This is a genomic window from Pedobacter sp. B4419, assembly GCF_059693725.1.
Genome location: NZ_JCASSL010000002.1, coordinates 1,048,164 through 1,069,363 on the forward strand (window position 1 = coordinate 1,048,164; position 21,200 = coordinate 1,069,363).

The 21,200-nt window shown below is 43.0% G+C and carries 21 protein-coding genes; 11 read left to right on the top strand and 10 right to left on the bottom strand.

From position 1 onward, the window contains the following. Positions 1-1,290, bottom strand: a complete 1,290-nt coding sequence (locus AC570H_RS16065) for a carboxypeptidase-like regulatory domain-containing protein (RefSeq protein ID WP_497356619.1) — start codon at positions 1,288-1,290, stop codon at positions 1-3. Next, positions 1,280-1,858 carry an RNA polymerase sigma factor gene (locus AC570H_RS16070; protein ID WP_497356621.1) on the bottom strand — a complete coding sequence of 193 codons (579 nt, stop codon included), beginning with the start codon at positions 1,856-1,858 and terminating at the stop codon, positions 1,280-1,282. Before AC570H_RS16070 ends, AC570H_RS16065 begins: the two co-directional genes overlap by 11 nt. 100 nt (positions 1,859-1,958) lie before the next feature. On the opposite strand from AC570H_RS16070, the gene AC570H_RS16075 reads away from it, so the two are divergent. From AC570H_RS16075 to AC570H_RS16090, 4 genes are all read left to right on the top strand, one after another. Beyond that, positions 1,959-2,297 (top strand): carboxypeptidase-like regulatory domain-containing protein, encoded by a 339-nt coding sequence (locus AC570H_RS16075; protein WP_497356623.1) that lies wholly within the window; start codon positions 1,959-1,961, stop codon positions 2,295-2,297. A gap of 374 nt (positions 2,298-2,671) precedes the next feature. Then, the gene (locus AC570H_RS16080; RefSeq protein WP_497356625.1) at positions 2,672-3,406 is read left to right on the top strand and encodes a DUF4197 domain-containing protein; all 735 of its coding nucleotides are present in this window, start codon (positions 2,672-2,674) and stop codon (positions 3,404-3,406) included. Positions 3,407-3,665: 259 nt separating this feature from the next. After that, positions 3,666-4,541 (top strand): AraC family transcriptional regulator, encoded by an 876-nt coding sequence (locus tag AC570H_RS16085; protein WP_497356627.1) that lies wholly within the window; start codon positions 3,666-3,668, stop codon positions 4,539-4,541. A 74-nt stretch (positions 4,542-4,615) separates the two neighbouring features. Beyond that, positions 4,616-5,305, top strand: coding sequence for an SIP domain-containing protein (locus AC570H_RS16090; RefSeq protein ID WP_497356629.1), 690 nt, complete (start codon positions 4,616-4,618; stop codon positions 5,303-5,305). Positions 5,306-5,398: 93 nt separating this feature from the next. Here the strand turns inward: AC570H_RS16090 and AC570H_RS16095 are convergent, their stop codons facing one another. Next, positions 5,399-7,576: a TonB-dependent receptor gene (locus tag AC570H_RS16095; RefSeq protein WP_497356631.1), complete on the bottom strand. Its 2,178-nt coding sequence runs from the start codon at positions 7,574-7,576 to the stop codon at positions 5,399-5,401. Between the two features lie 54 nt (positions 7,577-7,630). Further along, a complete protein-coding gene (locus AC570H_RS16100; protein ID WP_497356633.1) occupies positions 7,631-7,948 on the bottom strand; it encodes a DUF6660 family protein in 318 nt (105 codons plus the stop codon). A gap of 243 nt (positions 7,949-8,191) precedes the next feature. Here AC570H_RS16100 and AC570H_RS16105 point away from each other — a divergent pair, with 243 nt between their 5' ends. From AC570H_RS16105 to AC570H_RS16125, 5 genes are all read left to right on the top strand, one after another. Beyond that, the gene (locus tag AC570H_RS16105) at positions 8,192-9,409 is read left to right on the top strand and encodes a DEAD/DEAH box helicase (RefSeq protein WP_497356635.1); all 1,218 of its coding nucleotides are present in this window, start codon (positions 8,192-8,194) and stop codon (positions 9,407-9,409) included. A gap of 68 nt (positions 9,410-9,477) precedes the next feature. Beyond that, a complete protein-coding gene (locus AC570H_RS16110; RefSeq protein ID WP_497356637.1) occupies positions 9,478-10,758 on the top strand; it encodes a replication-associated recombination protein A in 1,281 nt (426 codons plus the stop codon). 260 nt (positions 10,759-11,018) lie between these two features. Continuing rightward, entirely contained in the window at positions 11,019-12,491 is a 1,473-nt protein-coding gene (locus AC570H_RS16115; RefSeq protein ID WP_497356639.1) for a DUF5687 family protein, read from the top strand. Between the two features lie 3 nt (positions 12,492-12,494). Beyond that, complete coding sequence (locus tag AC570H_RS16120; protein ID WP_497356641.1) at positions 12,495-13,190, top strand: ABC transporter ATP-binding protein; 696 nt, start codon at positions 12,495-12,497, stop codon at positions 13,188-13,190. 199 nt (positions 13,191-13,389) lie between these two features. Next, positions 13,390-14,067 carry a YiaD family glycine zipper/OmpA-like lipoprotein gene (locus AC570H_RS16125; protein ID WP_497356643.1) on the top strand — a complete coding sequence of 226 codons (678 nt, stop codon included), beginning with the start codon at positions 13,390-13,392 and terminating at the stop codon, positions 14,065-14,067. Positions 14,068-14,155: 88 nt separating this feature from the next. Here the strand turns inward: AC570H_RS16125 and AC570H_RS16130 are convergent, their stop codons facing one another. Beyond that, positions 14,156-14,500 carry a hypothetical protein gene (locus AC570H_RS16130; protein ID WP_497356645.1) on the bottom strand — a complete coding sequence of 115 codons (345 nt, stop codon included), beginning with the start codon at positions 14,498-14,500 and terminating at the stop codon, positions 14,156-14,158. A gap of 75 nt (positions 14,501-14,575) precedes the next feature. Between AC570H_RS16130 and AC570H_RS16135 the strand changes: the two genes are divergently transcribed. Then, positions 14,576-15,589: a Gfo/Idh/MocA family oxidoreductase gene (locus AC570H_RS16135; protein WP_497356647.1), complete on the top strand. Its 1,014-nt coding sequence runs from the start codon at positions 14,576-14,578 to the stop codon at positions 15,587-15,589. A 425-nt stretch (positions 15,590-16,014) separates the two neighbouring features. Here AC570H_RS16135 and AC570H_RS16140 read toward each other — a convergent pair whose 3' ends face one another. Continuing rightward, positions 16,015-17,001, bottom strand: a complete 987-nt coding sequence (locus tag AC570H_RS16140; RefSeq protein WP_497356649.1) for an alpha/beta fold hydrolase — start codon at positions 16,999-17,001, stop codon at positions 16,015-16,017. Positions 17,002-17,098: 97 nt separating this feature from the next. On the opposite strand from AC570H_RS16140, the gene hutH reads away from it, so the two are divergent. Further along, positions 17,099-18,586: a histidine ammonia-lyase gene (gene hutH / locus AC570H_RS16145; RefSeq protein ID WP_497356651.1), complete on the top strand. Its 1,488-nt coding sequence runs from the start codon at positions 17,099-17,101 to the stop codon at positions 18,584-18,586. A gap of 114 nt (positions 18,587-18,700) precedes the next feature. Here the strand turns inward: hutH and AC570H_RS16150 are convergent, their stop codons facing one another. From AC570H_RS16150 to AC570H_RS16165, 4 genes are read right to left on the bottom strand one after another with little or no spacing between them, the layout of a single operon-like run. Then, positions 18,701-19,150, bottom strand: a complete 450-nt coding sequence (locus tag AC570H_RS16150; RefSeq protein WP_497356653.1) for an ankyrin repeat domain-containing protein — start codon at positions 19,148-19,150, stop codon at positions 18,701-18,703. Between the two features lie 15 nt (positions 19,151-19,165). Next, on the bottom strand, positions 19,166-20,008 hold the full coding sequence (locus AC570H_RS16155; RefSeq protein WP_497356655.1) for a hypothetical protein: 843 nt from the start codon (positions 20,006-20,008) through the stop codon (positions 19,166-19,168). Between the two features lie 4 nt (positions 20,009-20,012). After that, on the bottom strand, positions 20,013-20,387 hold the full coding sequence (locus AC570H_RS16160; RefSeq protein WP_497356657.1) for a GntR family transcriptional regulator: 375 nt from the start codon (positions 20,385-20,387) through the stop codon (positions 20,013-20,015). 18 nt (positions 20,388-20,405) lie between these two features. Next, entirely contained in the window at positions 20,406-21,200 is a 795-nt protein-coding gene (locus tag AC570H_RS16165; RefSeq protein WP_497356659.1) for a hypothetical protein, read from the bottom strand.

Consider the following 21,200-nt stretch of genomic DNA (forward strand, 5'->3'; position numbering starts at 1 on the left):
CTAAAATTCAACGCTCAACTCTACTTTGGAATTTGAAGGACTGTGCCGGACCCAATTAGGTCCTTCTTTAACCAAACGGATGGCCTCATCGTTTTCGGCCTTGGTTAAACCCTTTACTACTTTAATATTGCCTGGTTTGCCTTTGGCATTTACTTCAAAGCTGAGCAATACTGCTTTATTCGCTCCATCGCCTTTATACAGCCTATTGTTGCTGTTGAGGTATTCCCTGTATTTGGCCCAGCTTTCTACAGGCGTAGGGGGATTTACATTCACTATTCTTTTGGCATTGCCATAACCACTTACTACCACTTCACTGAGGGCCTTGCTATTTGGCTCTAGCTCAATAACAGCTTTGTTGTTTTTGATGCTTACTTCTTTAGAATTGAAGCCCAAATAATTAACCGTTAAGCTTTGGCTGTTGCCGCTATCCAACTTCAGGCTAAATTCTCCCCTGCTGTTGGTAATGGTTCTGATGTCGCTGTTTAAAAGCTTTACATTGGCACCCGGAATAGGCAAGCCATCAATTTTAGAAATGACCTTGCCACTAAAAACATCCGGTGTAAAGGTAATGCCTGATGTTTTGCTGCTTAAGACCTGATTTAAAGGCCTTGCTTCTCTTTTGGCAACGGTTACTTCGCTCAGGCTATCGTATTGAAGTGCCTTTGCCCTCATGGCCACTGGTGCAGGCGCCGCAGCCACAACTGGGGCAACCGCTGCATTATCGCTCACTGCTGCTGCTTGTTTATTTGCCGGTACAACATCAGGAGTTGCGCTAGGAACTGGCTTTTCTTTTCTGTTGAGCTTGGAGTAGCTGTTGGTTTTGGCATTGGCCAGCGCCTTGTCTACCTCGCTTGTTACCAGGGCGTCTGCAGCAGGCTTGTCAGGGACAGGTTCGACTGTTTTCTTTTCGGCCACCTGTGGCGCTACGTTCACTTCTATCTTTTTGCTTTGTTTAGCCAACTGCTCGCGGTTATTGGTTTCCCTCATCCAAAACAAGAGGCTTGCCACAACAAAAAGTACCGCCGCAGCGGCAGCAATGCTTAGGCGTTGCGAAGTTAAGCGCCATCTTTTTTGTTCAACGGGCTTTTGGGCAATGCGCTCCTGCAGCTGTTTTTGAAGCAGCGACAAAGATTGGCTGCGTCTTGGCGATTGGCTCAAACCAGCCAAAGCTTCGGCCACGAAAGGATCCTCAAGCGAAAGTTTCTCCACCTGATGCATCGTTTTCGCATCGAGCTTACCGTCAAGGTAATCTTCCAATACTTCAATATCTATCCACTCGTTATAGCTCACTGTTCTTTTCTATGCAAATTTTCAAATTCCTTTTCCCGTTTTGGATATAGCTCTTCACTTTGAGCATATCGTATCCGGTGATATCGGCAACTTCCTTATAGCATTTTTCCTGCAGGTAAAACAGTTCAACACTCTTTCTCTGCTCTTCTGACAAGGTTTCCATGCACTTTTCCATTACGGTTAGCTGCGTCTCTTTTGCATCGTCAATATCTAGATGCACAAAGTCGTCATTTTCCACAAAGTTATCTTCCAAAGTTACGGTAGGATTTTTTGCGGACTTGCGCAAGGCCATTAGGCAATGGTTTCGGGTTAGCACATGCAACCAACTTTTAAAGTTCTGTACCTGATGCAGCTTCAGCTTCTGTACCAGTTCTTCAAAAATCTGCATAACGGCGTCCTTGCTCTGCTCTTCGTCTTTAAAGTAGTTGAAACAAACCCCAAAAACCAAGTGCATGTATTTATTGTAAAGCGTACCCAAGGCCTCCAAATCGCCATTTTTCTGATAAGCTGCAATCAGCTCAGAATCGTCTTGTTGATTAATTTTGGCGGTATTTTTTATAAACTTCAATGTGGGCAGCTGCTAAATCTTACCCAATTATAAAAAATATTTTCCGTTGTGGCTATGGAAATCTGAGAAAGCTGTCATCATCCAGTAAAACCTGCAGCTCATGAAAAGATTATTGATCCCTATTTTGGCCTTGTTCATCGTATTTGGGTTCAAGGAGTCGACCACCAAAACCATTAGCGGATCGGTAATTGACAAAGCAGACAAATCGGGCATACCATCGGCAAGTATCCGTGCTTTGCCCAGCAATGCCAGGGCGATAACCGATAGCAACGGCAAATTCAAGATTGAACTCGACAAACGCGACAAGTTTATAACGATTTCTTACTTGGGCTACAAAACACAAACAGTTACTTTAACCAGAGCGAAGAATTATGAAGTCAAACTCGAAGTGGATGTAATCGACCCAAGCCATGTGATAATAGTTGGTTGCGAAAAATAAAGTCATCCGTTTACGCTATTTATTGCAAAGCAAGGCTGGCGCTCTTCGCTTAATTCAGCCCCGCTATCCTTACAAGTCCTCGCTTCGCAACTCGGCTCCGGGCTTTTCATGCTATCGGGTTTAAAATGCAAGGCCTCTACAGCTATGCTGGATAACATGAACCCAAATTATATTCAATTACAAACATTGATTGGTTGTCCAGTATTTAGCAAAGCAATAGCTCAAAACGAACAAAAATTTTATAAAGCCAATCCGGCGTTTCCCTAATTAATGGCAAAAGATTTGCTTAATATTGCCAATAGAAACGATGATGGGAAGGATACTGCATATCAACGCTAACCACCCATCTTTTCCGCTCTTTAAAAATTGAAAAGATGAAAAAATTAGGTTTATTTTTTACCGCTCTGGCCCTACTTAGCCTCAGCAGCTGCGATGTGCAGAGCCAATCGAAAATTGGCAATATTTTAAAGCAAATTCCTACCGGTGGCAACCCAACTGCCCTAGAAATTGGCCAAGGCATTAAACAGGCATTGGAAATAGGAACTTCGCAGGGCGCCGACAAGCTTTCGGCAAAAGATGGGTTCTTTGGCAATTTGGCCGTTAAAATCCTTTTTCCGCCAGAAGCACAAAAGGTAGAAAAGACACTGAGGGGCATAGGCTTAAATTCGCTGGCCGACAATGTGATATTGAGCATTAACCGCGCTGCCGAAGACGCAGCCAAAGAGGCCAAGCCTATTTTTCTTTCGGCCGTAAAACAGATGACCATCGCCGATGCTACGAATATCCTGTTGGGCGATAAAGATGCCGCTACACAATATTTTAAAAGGGTAACCACGGCACAGCTGATGGAAAAATTTAAACCCGTAATTAACAGCAGCCTGGGCAAAGTTGGCGCCACCAAATATTGGGGCGATGCCGCTACGGCCTATAACAAACTGCCTTTGGTAAAACCGGTTAATACAGACCTTTCGAGCTATGTTGCCCAAAAAGCCATTGATGGCATGTTTATACAGGTAGCACAAGAAGAACTTAAAATCAGGGGCAATATCAGCGCCCGCTCTACCCCGCTTTTGCAAAAGGTATTTGGCTATGCCGACAAAAAGAAATAAGGATAAAAACAGGCTGAGCTTAGGCCCAAAACCCCAAGCTTTAGGCCTTAAAATAAAATTGTTGATTTGTTAATAAAAATTTCACCAATTAAAACCAAATTCTTGCTAGCTTGTTCTATCAAAAAAGAGAAACAAAAGTCCTGTGAACGGGCGATCCGTGTAGGGCAGGCAAAGCATACCTAACCATTAGTTAAAGAAAAGCGTTTCGGCTAAGTCGAGACGCTTTTTTCATGTTGTTAAGTTCGATTATATTTGCGCCATGCCCGTTCCACACATCCCTATTTATTCGCTCAACGACATCAACAAGTCGGGCATAGAAATCCGTCATTTCTCTGATGTTGCTGATCTGAAGCCAATCGAAAAGGGCGATGAGGACATTTATGGGCCGCACCGCGACGACCATTATCTTTTTTTCTTCCAGCAGGAAGGCTCTAGCGAGCTCATGCTCGATTTTAAACGGCTCAAGCGTGCGGGAAGCTGGCTGTTTTTTCTCCTGCCGGGACAAGTGCATCAAGTCATCTCCAACGAAAACTGTACAGGCTGGTTTTTGGCTTTGTCGCCAGAGCGCATTGCAGAAAGCTATCGCACCGTTTTCGAAGAAATGATTTTGGTGCAAGAACCCATTAGTCCAACTGCTGAAATTGCCCAACAACTGAACCATACACTTTCACTGTTAGACGGGGTATGCAACGAGCAGCATGAACTCAAGTTTCAGCAGCAGCTCATGCATTCGCTTATCGATACTTGTGTAGGCTTTTTTGCTTCCGCTTTTTTAACGTCGACAAACACGACAGCCCAAACAGATTTGCGTCCAATTGTGATTACCAGGGCTTTTAGGGTTTTGTTGCGCAAAAGTTTTAAGACAATTAAAAGTCCAAGCGAATATGCCAGCCTGCTCCACATTTCTACCACCTATTTAAACGAAGCAGTAAAGCAACAAACAGGTTTCGCGGTAAGCAGGTGGATACAGCAGGAAATAATGATGGAGGCTAAAAGACTGCTTTTTTATACACCAAACAGCATTAAGGAAATTGCCCATGTTTTAGGTTATCCAGACCATGCCTATTTCTCCAGACTCTTTAGTAAAGTTGTAGGGCAATCGCCACAGCAATTTCGCAGAGACCACCGCGAATAGTCCAACACTTCCCGCGTTTTAACTATTGTTTGCCCAAGGCTTTCTGACTTGATTTGTACATCAAATTTTTAACGATGATTGCATTAAAAAAGAAAGTAATTTCCTTACTCGAATCTGCCTTTGGCAAAAGCGGAAAGGTGCTTGAAGTGAGGGCTTGGAACCCTGCTACATTTTTTGAGATCGACGTTCATTTTCCAGGCATGAACATGCAGGGCTGGGATAGGGTACAACATATTAAGGTTAAGGTAGCCGAAGGGGTTTACCGCGATTATACCCCAGCTTGGTGGGATGCAGAAACCAGCACTTGCACTTTATTTATCGATGCCCAGCACCAAGGCCCCGGAAGCCAGTGGGTAAGCCAGCTCAAAAAAGGCGATACCATTACTTATGTGGGCGTGGGCGCTACCTTTCACCAGCCGGTACGCAACGGACTCATGGTAAGCCTCGGCGATATGAGCAGCATTGGTCATTACTTGGCGTTACAGCAGCTGGCCAACGAAAGAAGCATAAAAGGAGCAATTGCCATTGAACATGAAAGCCATCGCCAAGAGTTTAGCCAATACCTGAACTGGGAGATGCGGGCGGTTCCCAAACACGATTTTGGTGGCTACAGCGCATTGGCCAACTGGGCCGAAAACAACAACCTGGATACGGCTACGGTTTACATTACAGGGCATATTCCAACCTGCGTACAGCTCCGCAAAAGGATCAAGCAGATTGAAGCCCCAACCAAAAGCATCAAGGTACAGGGATTTTGGGAGTAACCAAGGTCTATGGAGTTAGCCACAGATCAGCAGATTGATAATCTGTTCATCTGTGGCTTTTTTATTTATTGACACGGACTGGGCTCTAAACAATTAGAGTTTCAGTTTTATTCCTCCATTAATTACAAAACCATCAACAGGTGCATAAATATCCCTAAATGTTGGGTTGGTGATGCTTCCTGTAAAAATCGAATCGAATTTGGTTTGGCGGGTATCGGTCAGGTTCTCAAAATTGATAAAAATAGAGAAGTGTTCCCAAAGTTTTTCGGCCATGAGACCAGCCGTCCAATAGCTTTTTCCAAAGGTCCCGTCATTGAGTTTTTGCCTGCTAAAATAATAGGCTTCTGCCCCAATCTTCCACTCGTCTTCTACTTCGTACATCAACACATTATTGAGGCGATGTTTAGAAACCAATGGATAGGCACTCGAATTGTTGTTGGCACGCTGGTTCACATCGGCCAAGGTATAGCCTACAAATAATTTGAAATCGCTATAGGTCAGCTTTACATTGGTTTCCATCCCTTTGGTATTGATGTGGCCATTGGGTTGTACATAAGTCCAATTGTTGCCGGTAGGCATCAATAAAATAGGCTTATTGATTCGGGTAAAGAAAAATAGCTGGTTAATGCTAAAGCCTAATTTATCATCGAAAAATGCGGCCCGGTAGTTGACATCATAATTGGCCCCATAAGAACGTTCGGCCTTTGTATTGGCTACATCGAGGGGCAATACATTTCTGAATTGTATGCGCTCTGCATCTTCGGTAAACACGCTTGGCGCCTTGTAACCCAGTCCGCCACCTAAACGCGTAGAAAGTTGCTCGTTTATTTTAAAGAGCAAAGAAACCTTTGGCAACCAAAAGAAGCCATATTCGTTATGGTAATCGCCACGCATCCCCGATTCAATGCTGAACTTTTCTATTGTATTCCAGGTATGCTGTACAAAGGCTCCAATTGTTGTGTAGTTATAGCTCCTCAATGCCAGATTGCTGTTTTGGTCTTCTTTAAAATGATCTGTCAGCAAATTAACTCCTGCTACCCAATCGGTCTTTTCTCCATTTGCCGCATAATTAGCTTCGCTATAAGTAGAGAGCTGCAAACCAGAAAAAAGATAGCCCGGCAAAGCGATGCTCCGATCGTAATAACTTACCGAATTGCGCAGCACCAGTTTTTCTTTATCGTTAAACTGATGGCTCAGCTCTACCTGTGTGCTATAGCGATTGGTTTTGTTTTCTTCGAAATAGCTAAGCGCAGGACTTCCATTTCCCTTGATGTATTCCAAATCTCCACCAATGCGTTTCTCTGTTACGGTATTCAGTCCTACCGAAAGCTGTGTAGCTTCATTCAAATACACAAAAAGCTTGGGGTTTAAGGTAAACCTATTGAACTTAGGAATGGCGGTTAACCCGATGGAAGTAGGATCATAAGCGGTTCCTTTATTATAGGCACCATAAACCGTTAAGCCGATTTTTTCAAATTTTTGGGCATAAAAACCACTGGCATCAAGCCCTAGGGCCGAAGTTCCGTTGAGCAAAAAATTAAGCTGGCGTTCTTCGGTTGGCTTTTTAGACACCAAATTAACCAAGCCTGCAATGGCGCCACCACCATACAAGGTAGATGATGACCCTTTGATCACCTCAACCTGTTGCAAATCTAAAGGGGCGATTTGCAGCAGTCCCAATCCGCCAGAAAAGCCGCTGTACAGGGGAAATCCATCACGGATTACCTGCGTGTATTTGCCGTCTAAACCTTGAATGCGGATGCTCGAATTGCCACTGGTAGCTGAGGTTTGCTGTGTTTGAATACCAGTGCTTTCGGCCAGCAACATGCGGATATCACCAGGTTTCATATTGCCCTTTTCATCGAGCTCTTCGCCGGCAATTACCTCAACCCTTGTTGGAATATTGGCAATGGTCCGGCTACTTCGGGTGGCTGAAACTACTACTTCTTCCAGCTCTTCATCTGTTGCTGCAGGCTCGAGCAAAACCAGCATCGGTGTAGTTTGTACCACAGGAAAAACCAAGGTATCTATTCGGCTTTGGTAGCCTATAAAACTAAACTGAACAAGCTGTTGGCCTCCAGGCACCTCATTGAGTACAACCAGCCCAGTGCTATCGGCCACTGCGCCAATCTTTGTATTTAGGACCTGTACACTGGCACCAGCGAGTGGCTCATTTGTTTTTGCGTTTTTAATTATTGCTTTAAATGTGTTTTGGGCAGCCGCTGTAAATACACAGCACACTACGGCCAAAACCATAATGAGTTTCTTCATTTTAATAAGATATAGTTGTAATTAAGTTAAATGGCTTTATAACCTGAGAAAAGACTAACTTAATTTTGGAGGCTGCCAAACAGCAGGATAAAACTCGCCAATTTCGCGGGTTAAATAAATGCTGTTGTAAATTGGAAGCTTAATTTCTGGTTGGGTAATTTCTACAAACTGGTGCTCTGCCAATACAAAGCCAACACAGGTGCCACAGGTATAAAAGGGCGAACAATCTTTGCAACACTCTTCTTTATCTGCATGCTTTTCATTGCTTTGCTTTTGCTCCAAAGCGCATGCTTCTTCGTTTTCGAATGCACAGCATGGCGTTACCGTAAGGGTAAGCACAATTAACGATAAGAGCAGAGCAACGGCTTTCACAACGTAAAATTAATAAAAAAGCCATCCCTTTCGGCATGGCCCTTGATTATATTAATTTGTGTACCCTTTATATTTAAGCTTTATGATTCCTGATCGCCTCTTTTAAAACAATCATTTATTTCACAAAGAAAACAAACGTATATAAAGTGATTATTAACACAAAAACAACAATTTGAACAAGCGCTTGATTTGCTTTTGGCCATAATTTAAGGTACTTTTATCCAGTATTTTACACATCAACATTTGGATTTTAACGATTTTAACTTCAACCCCGAACTTTTAGAGGGTTTACTGGCCATGGGCTTTCGCAATGCAACGCCCATACAACAACAAGCCATTCCATTAATTTTAGCTAAAAAGGACCTGATTGCCTGCGCCCAAACCGGAACAGGAAAAACAGGTGCCTATTTGCTGCCGATCATGAACATGCTTACCGAAAATCACGAAAGGCACAATACCACCTTAATATTGGCTCCTACCCGCGAACTGGCCCAACAGATCGATTTGCAGGTAGAGGCACTCTCGTATTTTACCAACATCAGCTCACTTACCGTTTATGGCGGTGGCGATGGCGTAGCCTACGAACAACAAAAAAGATCGATGCGCGAAGGCGTTGACATTATCATTGCCACCCCTGGCCGTTTGATCGCGCACCTTTCATCGGGTTTGCTTAAGATGGACCAATTGCATTATTTGGTGCTGGATGAGGCCGACAGGATGCTGGACATGGGCTTTTACGAAGACATCATGAAAATTGTGGGCTACCTGCCAAAGGACCGCCAAACCGTAATGTTTTCGGCCACCATGCCGCCTAAAATCAGGAAACTGGCCAGCAACCTGCTAACCGATCCTGAGCAGATCAACATCTCGATTTCGAAACCTGCCGAAGGCATTAACCAACAGGTTTACCTCATACACGATGAGCAGAAAGTAGCTTTGCTTACAGAAATATTAAAATCGGCCACTTATAACCGGATTATTGTTTTTGCAGGGCGAAAAGAAAAAGTAAAAGAGCTGGGCAAAGTGTTTAAAAAACTGGGCTTAAAAGTAGCTTCGTTTCATAGCGATTTAGAGCAGAAAGAACGCGAATCCATTATGCTCGATTTTAAGAACAGCAAACTCAATGTACTGATCGGCACCGATGTATTGAGCCGCGGGATTGATGTTACCGGAATTGACCTGGTGATCAATTACGATGCCCCTCACGATGCCGAAGACTATATCCACAGAATTGGCAGAACGGCAAGGGCTGCCACTACCGGCACGGCCATTACCTTGGTTAACGGCAAGGACAAGCGCAAGCTGGCCAATATCGAAAAACTGATTGAGCGTCAGATAGACCGCATGCCTTTGCCCGAACATTTGGGCGAAGCCCCAAAAGAAGAAGCGCCAGGCGAGCACAAACCTTACAAAAAGAAAAAGAAGTTCTTCAAGAAAAAGCCAAAACCAGCCGCCAATTAAAATCGGCAAACTACTTGCAATTGCCAATTGTTCTATAGTTTTTACTTCAAATTCTATACCTTTAGGCTATGCAGAACTCAGCTCCATTAGCAGAACGGATGCGTCCACAAAACCTGGACGAATATGTCGGGCAAAAGCATTTGGTTGGTCCAGATGCGGTTTTGCGCAAGGCGATTGAAAGTGGCCGATTGCCCTCCATGATTTTCTGGGGACCTCCAGGCGTAGGCAAAACCACTTTGGCCTCTATCATCTCGCATAGCCTAGATCGTCCGTTTTTTAACCTGAGCGCGATCAATTCGGGCGTAAAGGATATTCGTGATGTAATTGACCGTGCCGCTGCGCTAAAAGACAGTTTCATGGGTATGCCGATTCTGTTTATTGATGAGATCCACCGCTTTAGCAAATCGCAGCAAGACAGTTTATTGGGTGCGGTAGAGCGGGGTTTGGTGACCTTGATTGGTGCCACCACAGAAAATCCTTCTTTTGAAGTCATTTCCGCTTTGCTCTCGCGATGCCAAGTCTATATTTTAAAGGCGCTTACCGAAGAAGAATTGGCTTCTTTGTTAGAAACCGCCATTAAGAAAGACGAAATCCTCAAAGAAAAGCAGATCAAGATCAAAGAACATGAAGCTTTGATCCGCTTGTCTGGTGGCGATGCACGCAAGCTTTTAAACGTGCTCGAAATTGCCGTTAATGGGATTGGTGGCGACAAAATAACGCTCACCAACGAAAACGTACTGGCACATGCCCAACAAAACCTGGCTTTGTATGATAAGGCAGGCGAACAGCATTACGATATCATTTCGGCATTTATCAAATCTATCCGCGGAAGCGATCCCAATGCGGCCGTTTATTGGCTGGCCCGGATGATAGAAGGCGGCGAAGATCCTTTGTTCATTGCACGCAGGCTGGTTATTCTTTCTTCAGAAGATATTGGCAATGCCAATCCGAATGCGCTGTTATTGGCGAACAACTGTTTTTCGGCTGTAAATGTAATCGGCTACCCCGAAGCACGGATTATTTTATCGCAATGTGTAACTTATTTAGCTTCATCTGCGAAAAGCAACGCCTCCTACGAAGCCATTAACAAAGCGCAGGCCTTGGTGAAGCAAACCGGCAACCTGCCCGTTCCTTTGCATATCCGCAATGCCCCAACCAAACTGATGAAAAACATCGGCTATGGCAAAGACTATCAATATTCGCACAGTTACGAAGGCAATTTTTCTCAACAGGAATATTTTCCAGAAGAGCTGAGTGGCACCAAGCTCTATGATCCGGGCAAAAATCCGGCAGAGGAAAAATTAAGAGAAAAACTGAAGCAGAATTGGAAAGACAAATATAATTATTAAGCCTCCCTAGCTGATTTTTTTCAGTTACCAATAAATCGACAAGTAGATTTCTTAGCCAGTTTCTTTTGATATATGCAGCGATTTTGAGATAAAATCGATGAGATGAACTCAATTTTTATCCTTATAATTGCTGTACACACGCATAAATACAAAAACAACAATTACCAAGACAACGGCCATGCTGTTGGCTGGGTCAAGCTAGTCAAATAGAATTCTTATATATACGTTTACAACTCACCAATAAGCGACAACCCTAAACAATGTTATCAATCTTTATTAATCACCAATGGAAAGGTTTCTGGCGCAGCCGTAACAAGGCTGGCAGTGTGGCCGCACAGATTTTATTGGGCTTTTTCATGCTCTATTTTCTGGCCGTTGCGGCAGTACTGGGCTTTGGCTTGACCAAATTCCTGCCACAGGTATTCCCCGGCCAAGATGCCATTACAAGCTTTAACGGGCTGATCTTTTATTACTTTGCATTTGACCTGATCATGCGATTGCAGCTACAAGAACTGCCTACATTGAGCATTATCCCTTATTTGCACCTAAGAATTCAAAAGAGCAAGATCATTCAGTTTCTTAATGTAAAAGCGCTGTTTTCGGCTTTTAACCTATGGCCTTTCTTTATCTTTTTTCCTTTTTGCCTGATTAAGATTGGGCCAACCAATGGTGCGTTTACACTTTTGATGTACATTGTTTCTATCCTTTCGCTCATGGTTTTCAATAACTTTTTAGCGCTGTACATTAAAAGGAAATCGATTGCCAACATCTGGTACACCGTAGTTGGACTAGCTATTTTTGCCGGATTTGCAGCGTTAGACTATTACAAGATTATTTCTGTAATGGCTGCGGCAAACTATGTGTTTAGCAAATTGGTATTGTATCCTTACATAGGCTTTGCCTTTACCATTTTGGCCTTCGCCATGTTCAAGTTCAACTCTACTTACTTGCGCAACAACCTCTATGCCGAAGAGCTGAGCGCTGGACAGGAGAAAAAGGTAAGTACAGACTATGCTTTCCTCAACCGCTTCGGTAGGGTTGGCGAGTTGGCAGCCCTAGAACTGAAACTCATTCTGCGTCACAAGCGCCCTCGTTCTTCAGTTTTAATGAGCTTCTTGTTTTTGTTTTACGGCTTCATTTTTTACAAGGAAAAAGCCATAGACCGGGATGCTTTTGGACAAATGATGTTTGGCGCCATTTTCATGACAGGTATATCGATCATTATTTACGGACAGTTTATGTTTGCATGGCAAAGTGCCCATTTTGATGGTTTGCTGAGCAACAAGATCAACTTTAAGGACTTTATCAAGGCCAAGTTTTTACTGTTTACCATTTCTTGTACTATTATAACCTTGTTAGCCAGTTTTTACGGCTTTATCAGTCCGAAGCTCTTGCTCCTGCACCTCGCAGCCTATCTGTACAATATTGGCTTTGGAACTGTAGTGGTGCTTTATTTGGCCACCTTAAATTATAAGCGCCTAGACATTACCAAATCGGCCAGTTTCAATTACCAAGGCACAGGGGCTACCCAGTGGTTGCTCATATTTCCGTATGTGTTTACCCCGATTTTGCTGTATGTGCCTTTCGGCTACATGGACAAACCATACCTAGGATTGTTCGTTGTTTCGTTATTCGGACTGATCATGTTGCTGATGCGTGGCTTCTGGATCAATTATATTGTTAAAAGATTTGAACAAAAACGTTATAAAATAGCCGAAGGCTTTAGGGAATAAGATATGTTAGAAATTATAAAATTACAGAAATCCTACGGAGGCCGTACCGTAGTTAATATTCAGGATCTTGTTATTCGCGATGGAGAAACCATTGGTCTTGTAGGCAATAACGGCGCAGGCAAAACCACGCTTTTCAGAATGATGCTAGACCTGATCAGGCCCGATAGCGGCGAAGTACTTTCCAAAAACGAGAATGTGGCATCGACCGATAAATGGAAAGACTATACCGCTTCTTACCTTGACGAAGGCTTTTTGATCGACTACCTGACGCCTGAAGAATATTTTATTTTTATTGGCAGCCTGCATAACCTCACCGCAGCCCATGTAGCCGATTACCTGAAACAATACGAAGAATTTTTTAATGGAGAGATTTTAAGTCGTGGCAAGTACATCCGCGATTTCTCCAAAGGCAACCAGAACAAAGTGGGTATCGCAGCCGCATTGATGCAAAAACCAGAGTTGCTGGTGCTGGACGAGCCATTTGCGAATTTGGATCCGACTACGCAGATCAGGCTCAAAACATTGATCAAAACCCTAAAAGCCAGTCACCGTTTAACCACCTTGATTTCGAGCCACGATTTGAATCACGTAACCGATGTTTGCGACAGGATCATTTTATTGGAAAAGGGAATTGTGATCAAAGACTTTAAAACAGACGAAAATACGCTGAAAGAACTGGAAGCCTACTTTTCAGAATAGCGTGTAACAAAAATGTATACAATTATGGTCAATCTGTAACTGGATAAAGTTATGGATTGACCTTTGTTTTTAAAGACAACACCATTAAAACGTCTAAAACAATCGATAATCAAAAAATTGAACTTAAATTTCTGTGAGATTGCAGAATTGGCATTACCTTTGAATAATTAACAGATAATTAAATCAAAACATTTGTAAAATGATGACTTCAAGATTCAAAATAGCAACATTAAGTGTAGCGTTTGCTATAGGCGCAATGACTTTTCAAGGTTGCGACAGTTTAACTAATACGCAAAAAGGTGCAGGTATTGGTGCGGCTGCCGGTGGTGTAATCGGTGGTATTATTGGTAAAAAAGCAGGTAATACTGCAGTAGGTGCCATTATTGGTGCGGCTGTAGGTGGTACAGCAGGTGGTTTCATAGGTAAACGTATGGATAAGCAAGCTGCAGAAATCCAGAATGCTATTCCAAATGCCGAAGTTATCCGTGAAGGCGAAGGTATCATCGTTAAATTTGACAGCGGTATCCTTTTCGACTTCGATAAATTTGCTTTGAAAGATGCGGCTAAACAAAATATCCAAAGCTTGGCTTCATCGCTTAACCAATATCCAGGTACCGACATTAAAGTAATCGGCCATACCGATAGTCGTGGTACTGAAGTATATAACATGACCCTTTCAGAAAAAAGAGCAGCAGCTGTTAAAGCTTATGCCGTTTCTCAAGGTGTACCAGCTGCACGTTTAATTCCAGTTGGTAAAGGTTTTGCAGAGCCAATTGCCGATAACGCAACTGAAGATGGCAGAGCCGCTAATCGTAGGGTAGAAATCGTGATCGTAGCCAACGATCAATTGAAAAAAGAAGCTCAAAAAGCAGGCTAATCAAATAGAAATTTCTATTTACCTATAATATAACATAAAGCCTCCCGAAGCAAGTTCGGGAGGCTTTTATTTTTTGCCATAATGAGCATTACTCATAGATGTCTGCAAAATAGGCGATCGCTAACGATTTGAGCAATAATTCCTGTTCCATCATCGCGTAAGGCGGAACCGGCTTAACGAGTTTCCAATGTGGCCAACCATCCTGGTCTAAGCCTTCAAGCTCATAAAAACCCATCTCGCTCATGAGCCTACAGGTAGCAATGTGCATCAGTTCTTCCTTTTGCCTTTTGCTGTATTTCCGTGGCCCCTGTCCCAGCTCCTGAACGCCGATCAAAAAGAGCATTACTTTTAGATCCGGCAATTCCGAATCGAATTCTTTAGCGATCCGCTCCTGCAAAACTTTCCATTTGGCATGTATTTCTGCTGGTTTCATGCACAAATATACATTTATAGTGCTTTCATTGCCCATTGATAACGCACATCTACGTCAATTTTTTAGCTTTGTAAGATGAACCGCAAAATCAACACTGGTCTTTTGGCCTATGGCATGTCGGGCAAGGTTTTCCATGCCCCTTTTGTAAGTACGCACCCTGGCTTCCATTTACAGGCCGTAACCGAGCGCAATCATAAACAAGCTGCTAACGATTATCCATCGGTAACCAGCTACAGCAGCATTGACGAATTGATTGCCGATGATTCGATTGAACTGGTAATCATCAATACACCCAATTATACGCATTACGATTATGCCAAGCAGGCCCTACAGGCAGGCAAGCATATTTTGGTAGAAAAACCTTTTACAGCAACGAGCGCCCAAGCCAAAGAACTATTTGAATTGGCCAAGAGCGTAGGCAAAAAGGCATTGGTTTACCAAAACAGAAGATACGACAGCGGTTTCAACTCAGTGAAAAGCATTATTGAAAGTGGCGCATTAGGCAAATTGGTAGAAGTTCACTTTCGTTACGACCGCTACCGCAATGAAATTGGTCCAAAAACCTTTAAAGAAGAGCCCATAGCTGCCAGTGGATTGCAGTATGATTTGGGTCCGCATTTGTTAGACCAGGCCATTAGCCTGTTTGGCAAGCCCAAAAGCTTTCATAAAGTATTGAGCAGAAACAGGGCAAATACCAAGGTGGACGATTATTTTGCCATTCAGTTGAGCTATCCGAACGAACTTAACGTTTTTCTTACGGCCAGCATGTTGGTGGCTGATATTCAACACGCGTTTGTGCTCAATGGCATGCAAGGTTCGTTTTTAAAGAACCATGCCGATGTACAGGAAGAACAATTATTAAAAGGCATTAAGCCAAGCGATGAAAAATATGGCTTGGAATATCCTGGCAACGAAGGCAAGTTAACCATAGTAACTGCCGATGGTGGTAGGGAAACTACTTTTATTCCTTCGCAAAAGGGAGATTATACAGGCTTGTTCGAAGCCGTTTATCAAAATATTGTGAACGATGTGCCTTACCCGATTACCGAGGAGGACATCATTACACAACTGGAGATTTTGGAAGGCTAATTGTTTAGCAAATCCATTCACCTTAAGGGCGGGGTGGTTCTCAATCTGTGGTTCTAACAACATGTTGGTGAAGAACACCAATAAAGGCATTATTCGTTTTTGAAAAGGAAATGTCAGTATTCCATAGCAAATAGAGTCCTGCTGTCCGCTTTACTGCGTGCTCGCTTCCATCAGGTTTAGGAAACCAATTCCCTGCAACTATGTTCCGTTGCACTGGCTCAAATAAAATAGCCCGAATTGGAGCGGCATACTCCCGGACTTGGTCCAGGATCTAACTCGAGATAGATGCTGGATCGGTGTTCAGCATGGCGAATCCCTTCAGCCGAACTGGCTTTAATCCTGAATAAACACCACTTCTGATAATTACTTAGTGGATTGCAAATAATTCCCCTCCTCTGGAGGGGTGCCCAAAGGGCGGGGTGGTCCTAAATATTTTTCAGCAAAGCATCCAAAAACTCCTTTGGAATTTCCAAGTGCGGAATATGCCCGGAGCCTTCGAATTCGATTAATTTGCTACCTGAAATTTGCTGTGCGGCGGCTTTGCCCAAAATCTTGTACTGTCCATGCTTGGCTTGTTCATCGGCACTGAGCAGGCCTTTGCCCACAATAGTTTTGTCCTCTTTCCCGATCAACAAAACAGTGGGCACTTTTAGGTTGGCCAATTCATAAATGATGGGTTGCTCATAAATCATGGTAAAAGTCATGGCAGCCACCTTTGCCCAACGCGGATAATCGCTGCTAAAAGTTACACCCGCTGCAATGCGCACCAGTTCGTCATATTCGGGTTTCCATTGTACAAAATAAGAGCTTTGGTAATATTTCTTAATGCTTTGGGCTGTAGACTTCAACTCGGTTTGGTACTGCATCTCCGTACTTACATAGGGCACAAAGGTGCGATAATCTTCCAATCCGATTGGATTTTCTAGCAACAGCTTTTCTGTTTGCGTCGGGAACAACAGGGCAAAACGAACGGCCAGCATACCTCCCATTGAATGGCCCATGACCGTGGTTTTTTGGATGCCCAAGGTATCTAGCAATTGTTTGTTCCACTTGGCCAGCTGATGAAAACTATAATGGATAAAAGGTTTAGACGATTTGCCAAAGCCAATCTGATCGGGCACTACTACCCTAAAACCCTGAGCACTCAAGGCCTTGATCACGTTCGTCCAATAATAGCCTCCGAAGTTTTTACCATGAAACAGCATTACTGTACGGCCGTTGGCATTTGTACTTGCTGCGATATCCATGTAGGCCATTTTAATATCCTGCCCTTCGGCTTTAAGGTTGAGGTATTTTACAGGATAGGGATATTTTACGTTTTCGAGGGTGATGGAAAGCGTATCTTGTTTTTGTGCAAGGGCATGAAACGCAAAGGTAATAAACAGAATGGCCAATAAGTAGGACTTCTTCATTGAGGAAAGGGATTTTAACTAATTAACGAACAATCGTAGGAATGGATTGTGTTAAATTAAGCATTATTTATACTTTTGGGCACCAAATATAAGACCCATGGCAAATTACGAAATCGGCGCCCAACAGTTATCATTGGCCGTTATCCAACAACTCATCAGCGAACAAAAAAGCATTAGCCTTTCTAGCTTGGCTGTTGCCCGCATTGAAAAATGCCGCAAGTACCTTGATGACAAGTTGAACGATAATGAAGATCCGATTTACGGCATCAATACCGGCTTTGGCTATCTCCAAAACGTAAAAGTTGATTCGGCCCATTTAACGCAGTTGCAACACAACCTCTTGCTTTCTCATGCCTGTGGTACCGGTGCAGAAGTGCCTCTGCCTATCGTAAAACTCATGCTGTTGTTGAAGATCCAGTCCTTAAGCTATGGCCATTCGGCAGTTGCCTTAAGCACGGTAGAACGCTTGGTCGATTTTTACAACCACGATATATTGCCGGTCATTTATACCCAAGGTTCTTTAGGCGCTTCAGGCGATTTAGCGCCGTTGGCCCATTTGGCATTGCCCTTAATCGGCGAAGGTGAAGTTTGGTACAAAAACCAAAAGATAAGTACCGGATCACTTTACAAAGAACTGGGCTGGACCAGCCTTACCTTGCAGAGCAAAGAGGGTTTGGCGCTGATTAATGGCACCCAGTTTATGAGTGCCTATGGCTGTTATTGTCTTTTAAAGGCAGAAAGTTTGAGCGCTTGGGCCGATGCCATTACGGCAATTGCTTTAGATGCCTTTGACTGCCGCATTGATCCGTTTTTAGATTTAAGCCATCAGATCAGGCCACATAAAGGCCAATTGGCCACTGCCAAAAATATACAAAATTGGCTAGAAGGCAGCGAACTGATTGCCAGAAGCGGCAAACAAACACAAGATCCTTATTCATTCAGATGCGTGCCCCAGGTACATGGCGCTAGCAAAGACAGCATCAACTATATCAAGTCTGTTTTCGAAACCGAGATCAATTCGGTTACCGATAATCCCAATGTTTTTCCAGATGAAGACAGGATCATTTCGGCAGGTAATTTCCACGGGCAGCCTTTGGCACTCACCTTAGACTTTTTATGCATCGCCTTGGCAGAGATAGGTTCGATTTCCGAAAGGAGAACATTCCAATTGATTTCAGGGAGCAGGGGCTTGCCACCGTTCTTGGTTAAAAATGCAGGATTAAACTCGGGATTGATGATTACGCAATATACCGCCGCCTCTATTGCCAGCGAAAACAAACAGTTGTGTACACCAGCTTCTGTTGATAGCATTGTAAGCAGCAACGGACAGGAAGATCATGTGAGCATGGGTGCCAATGCCGCTACCAAATGCTTACGGGTATGCGACAACCTGGAAAGGATTTTGGCTATAGAATTGCTTACGGCAAGTCAGGCGCTAGAATTGAGGAGGCCAGAAAAATCTTCGCCTCAACTTGAGGAACTGGTAGGCAACTACCGCAAAACGGTTTCGTTTAACGATGCAGACAGGTTATTGGCCAAAGACATTCAGGCTTCTATCCGCTTTATGCGCGAAACCGCACTGTAATTAAAGCAGTTCGCAGATTACAATAAATACGAGCAACAATAGTATCATTTTGGGTGGGTTTATTAAAGTTGAGCCTGCAACGTTATACCGCCACAAGCTCAACTTGACAATTGTTTATTTTGTTGTTTTGATCGATGCCAAAAAAGCCTGAACTTCTTTTTTCTCGTATTTAACCGCATAGTCTAATGCGGTTTCGCCATCTTTATTGGCTACCGCCACATTTGCACCCGCTTTTACCAAAGCTTTTGCAAAATCTAGCTGACCATATTTGGCCGCATACATTAAAGGGCTTTTACCGTTACACACCTTATCTAAATCGGGCTTGGCCGCAAGTAATGCATTAAAGATTTGTGGCCTTTGCATTTTAATGCTAACGGCAAGGAGTCCATAAGTTGTTTCCTCAACAGTAAAGCAATCATTAATGCTTGCCTTTTGGGCTTTGATTTCTGCCAAAACAGCTTCGCCATTATCGGTTTTAAAAGCCTCTTTCATCTTGTCGTTAAGCTGTTGCGCAAAAGCGAAAGAACTTAGGCATACAAATAAAATGGTGATCAAAGTTTTCATAGATTTTTATTGAGATTATTTAAATAATTGTTTCAGGTTAACGGCTGGCATCTGTACCGTAGTTTGATCAGAAAATGAACCCGAACAATTACCAATGGGCATATTGTTGATACTTACATTGCCTTTGCCAGTCGTATTGATGATCAAATTGGTAATGCTAAATCTTGGTCCATCGCGGTCGTCGCCATTTACCGTAATATTCGAATTACCTGCAGTGGCAATATTCAGCTCCTGATAAGAAGACCATTCGCTTACAAAGTTTGTATTTTTCAAATTCAGGTGCAGTACTTTGACAACCTCTTTTTCGATAGCTACTTCGTTCACATCTTCGGTAGCCACGCTTAATTTATTGATTGCCGTTTCTGAATCAAAAGTTAAACGACCGACTTTTTTAAGATCAATGGCCAACGAATCAGTGTTGGCATTTAACCCTAGTCCATCTGCCTCTGCAATACTGATAGCCTTGGTTTCTGGAGCATAAACCAACAAAGAAATGTAATTGTTGTTGTGACTTTCATTGGCTGTCAGTTCAACTTGTAGCTTGCCTTGCGCATCTACATTAAATTTTACGATGTCTTTAAACTGATCAGGGATCTTTACACCAAACTTGGCATCTTTGATCAAGCGGATGTTAAAATACATCCCTTTTCCATTGGCAATATTTACCGATTGGAACGACGGCAGTTCTTTGCTCGTCATGTTATTGGAAGCTACGCTAAAGCTATTGTCTTTTTTGGCTTCCGCCGACCAGTTTTTTGAGTCGGTATACAATGCCTGCGAGACATAAACCATACCTATTATCGGTAAAAGGATCAGCGCTGCAGCAAATGCGATTAATAATTTATTACTTGTCTTCATCTCTTTAAGCATTAAAAGTTTCTTTAACAAAAGTGTTGTAGCGGGTTTGCAATTCATCGAAACCGATGCCCAGCAAATAAATGTTTCTGAATACCGATGGCAATTCATCAGCCATAAACTGGCCTTTTCTGTAGTCTTTTACACTCGCAATGGCATCATCGGCAATGAAAAAACCAATGCCTCTTTTGTTGTTGATGATATTTCTGTTTTGCAGCAGCTCGTAAGTGCGCATTACCGTATTTGGGTTTACCTCAAGCTCTACCGCCATTTCCCTCACCGAGGGTATTTTTTGATCGGCTGCCCATTTGCCCAACAGGATATGCTCGCAAACGTACTCTGCGATCTGAAGGTATATTGCCTTGTTATCTCTAAATTCCATGTCTGTACCGATTAAAAATTAAACCTCTTTTTCTTTTAGGCGCACATAGGTGATGCTCCAAATCACAAGCGTAAGCAACAATAGGCCCAGAAACACCCAAAACTCTGCAGAATCCTTTCCACTGTTTATGTTGTGGCTCATGGCCATTCTTCCTTTAAAAACCATTTCTCCCGTTTTAAAAACAATGTAGCTCCAGATACCCGAAAATATCATAACTGCAATTGCTGTTTTAATGTAGTGGAACTTGTTAAAATAGATCGAGCCTAACAGAAATACGCTGGTTACAAAGAATGGAACCAAATAAAGTGCCTTGAATTGGTTAGGATTGTTCTTCGCAAAAAAGTAGTTTACATCATTGCGCGAAACAATATCGCTTTGTTCGGTCACCGTTGTAGAAACGATGTGGTAATGATCTTTTACATAAGCTACAAAAACCAGGTCTGTTAAACAAAACAGCAATAGAAAACTAGCCGATGCGATAACGCCTGTGAAAAGAACGCCTGCAAAAAACTTTTCGAACGTAGAGGCGGGGATCATCAAATCAATTACTGCCTTAGATTTCTGACCCAGGTGTGCGAAGTAGGTGCTCGCAATTACACTAATGAATAAAAAGCCAAATACCAAAAATAGAGGCTCTCTAAAATTCAATTTATCCGAGCTAAAATAAGGATCCGTAGGAAAGATATTAAAACCATAAAAGGCAATAAAAATACCTAGGGCCACCACAAGCGTGATTAAAAAAATCTTGCCAAATTCTAGCCACTGTCTTTTAAGCAAAAGACCAAAACGCTGTAGATTGAAAGTGTTGTTCAT

What these genes read in the sequence shown, in the direction of transcription:
- AC570H_RS16090 (WP_497356629.1), top strand. Translation starts at nt 4,616, where the DNA reads ATGATTGCATTAAAAAAGAAAGTAATTTCCTTACTCGAATCTGCCTTT.
- AC570H_RS16095 (WP_497356631.1), bottom strand. Translation starts at nt 7,576, where the DNA reads ATGAAGAAACTCATTATGGTTTTGGCCGTAGTGTGCTGTGTATTTACA.
- AC570H_RS16075 (WP_497356623.1), top strand. Translation starts at nt 1,959, where the DNA reads ATGAAAAGATTATTGATCCCTATTTTGGCCTTGTTCATCGTATTTGGG.
- AC570H_RS16160 (WP_497356657.1), bottom strand. Translation starts at nt 20,387, where the DNA reads ATGGAATTTAGAGATAACAAGGCAATATACCTTCAGATCGCAGAGTAC.
- AC570H_RS16155 (WP_497356655.1), bottom strand. Translation starts at nt 20,008, where the DNA reads ATGAAGACAAGTAATAAATTATTAATCGCATTTGCTGCAGCGCTGATC.
- AC570H_RS16085 (WP_497356627.1), top strand. Translation starts at nt 3,666, where the DNA reads ATGCCCGTTCCACACATCCCTATTTATTCGCTCAACGACATCAACAAG.
- AC570H_RS16130 (WP_497356645.1), bottom strand. Translation starts at nt 14,500, where the DNA reads ATGAAACCAGCAGAAATACATGCCAAATGGAAAGTTTTGCAGGAGCGG.
- hutH (WP_497356651.1), top strand. Translation starts at nt 17,099, where the DNA reads ATGGCAAATTACGAAATCGGCGCCCAACAGTTATCATTGGCCGTTATC.
- AC570H_RS16080 (WP_497356625.1), top strand. Translation starts at nt 2,672, where the DNA reads ATGAAAAAATTAGGTTTATTTTTTACCGCTCTGGCCCTACTTAGCCTC.
- AC570H_RS16150 (WP_497356653.1), bottom strand. Translation starts at nt 19,150, where the DNA reads ATGAAAACTTTGATCACCATTTTATTTGTATGCCTAAGTTCTTTCGCT.
- AC570H_RS16115 (WP_497356639.1), top strand. Translation starts at nt 11,019, where the DNA reads ATGTTATCAATCTTTATTAATCACCAATGGAAAGGTTTCTGGCGCAGC.
- AC570H_RS16120 (WP_497356641.1), top strand. Translation starts at nt 12,495, where the DNA reads ATGTTAGAAATTATAAAATTACAGAAATCCTACGGAGGCCGTACCGTA.
- AC570H_RS16165 (WP_497356659.1), bottom strand. Translation starts at nt 21,200, where the DNA reads ATGAACAACACTTTCAATCTACAGCGTTTTGGTCTTTTGCTTAAAAGA.
- AC570H_RS16110 (WP_497356637.1), top strand. Translation starts at nt 9,478, where the DNA reads ATGCAGAACTCAGCTCCATTAGCAGAACGGATGCGTCCACAAAACCTG.
- AC570H_RS16135 (WP_497356647.1), top strand. Translation starts at nt 14,576, where the DNA reads ATGAACCGCAAAATCAACACTGGTCTTTTGGCCTATGGCATGTCGGGC.
- AC570H_RS16140 (WP_497356649.1), bottom strand. Translation starts at nt 17,001, where the DNA reads ATGAAGAAGTCCTACTTATTGGCCATTCTGTTTATTACCTTTGCGTTT.
- AC570H_RS16125 (WP_497356643.1), top strand. Translation starts at nt 13,390, where the DNA reads ATGATGACTTCAAGATTCAAAATAGCAACATTAAGTGTAGCGTTTGCT.